At 59.3% G+C, this 1,471-nt stretch carries 1 protein-coding gene and 1 pseudogene; one reads left to right on the forward strand and one right to left on the reverse strand.

The window, feature by feature from the left end:
* Positions 1-208: pseudogene (locus NW809_RS12555) on the forward strand (hypothetical protein); the annotation flags it as partial.
* A gap of 242 nt (positions 209-450) precedes the next feature.
* On the opposite strand, the gene NW809_RS12560 reads toward NW809_RS12555, so the two are convergent.
* Positions 451-1,471, reverse strand: a 1,021-nt coding sequence (locus NW809_RS12560; RefSeq protein WP_414402296.1) for an ABC1 kinase family protein, incomplete at its 5' end; no start/stop codon positions are given.

Genomic DNA, 1,471 nt, shown 5'->3' on the forward strand with positions numbered 1-1,471 from the left:
GTACAGCGACTTCCAAACCGAAATGCCCAACGACGGCAAAACCGGCGTTGGCACCTGGCTGCAGAACCGCCTCAAGGAGTACGGCATGCCCAGCCTGCTGCGTTTTGGCCCGCGCTCCTGCCCCCAGGTTTTCCGCCGCGATGAATTTTCTGAGTGGATGACGCTAGCCCTCAATGCCGTCAGCCCCAAAGACGAGAGCGCCAGCTAGGAGAGGTAGACTCTCGTCGGGGCAGACCTGAACTACGCTGAAGAGACTGCGCCATTGGGTTCAGCCGGGAAAGTTCCTTCTGCCTGCTTCTCTCAACATAAGGATGTCGTTGGGATTTTCCCGGCTTGCTCTTCTTAGTTAGTGGCCGACACTCGCGGGGCAACCCAAAGCTTTTTCCCGGAGGCTGGTCTTGTTGCCCCGCAGAGCAGAAAGGTTCTGGTCTGTTCAGCGCAAGGGGAAGGTCAGGCAGCAGCAGGTTTTGCAGCTTTCATCGGCCCAGGGCTCCCGTTGTGCCCGTTTACGGGCTTTTTCTCATCCTCCGACAACAATAGGTCGCGGATAAGCCGGGCTGCCGAGCGTTGCAACCAGCGGGAGGCCAATTGCCGGCCCAGTTGCTGGGCTTCCGGCTTGGTGGCTATCTTGGCGACGATGGGCAGAAGCTGCAGCGGCTGAAAGGTCGGGTTGCGGCTGAGGAGTTCCCACAGACGTTGCAAATGAGCCAAGCCGTCTGAGGTGCCGTTCCCCGAGCTGGAGAACAGCACATCCACCAGCCGCTCCCGCAAGAAAGCCCCCCGCTCGGAAAAGATAAAATCGACGGCCTTTTCCAGGGATCCCTGCAGGTCAAAGTCTTCGCTGTTGGCGGCGTTGCGCAGCAGGTTCTCCAAGCGGTTCCAGCGGAATTGCCCCTGGTTAAACAGCAGCTCCCGCAGGGCGGCGCGTAGCTCTGGAGCCGGGTCGGTGAGCAGCCGCTGGGCCACATAGGGATAGGCCACGCTCAACACCTTGAAATTGGGATCCAAACTGATGGCGATCCCCTCCAGGGTGAGCAAAGAGCGGATGATCAGGGCGTAGTAGGCAGGCACGCGGAAGGGAAAATCGTACATCACCCCCGAGAGCTTATCCGTGATGCTTTTGAAGTTCAGCTCGGCCACGGAGCTGCCCAGGGCCTCGGCAAAGACAGCTTCCAAAGCGGGAATGATGGGGGTGAGATCCGTATCGGGATCCAGGAACTCCAGATCCACGTAGTCCTGCGCCAAGGCAACAAAATCCCGGTTCACCAAGTGGACGATGGCCTTGATCAGGCCGTAGCGCTGGTGGGGCTGGATGGTGCTCATCATGCCAAAGTCGATGTAGGCCAGCCGCCCGTCGTGCATGGCCAAGAGGTTGCCCGGATGGGGGTCAGCATGGAAAAAGCCATGCTCCAAAAGCTGCTTAAGGGAGCAGTTAACCCCAATCTCGATCAGGTGCCGTCCATCTAGCCCT

The organism is Synechococcus sp. WC101, assembly GCF_047461555.1.
In the GTDB taxonomy this organism is placed as follows: Bacteria; Cyanobacteriota; Cyanobacteriia; order Thermostichales; family Thermostichaceae; genus Thermostichus.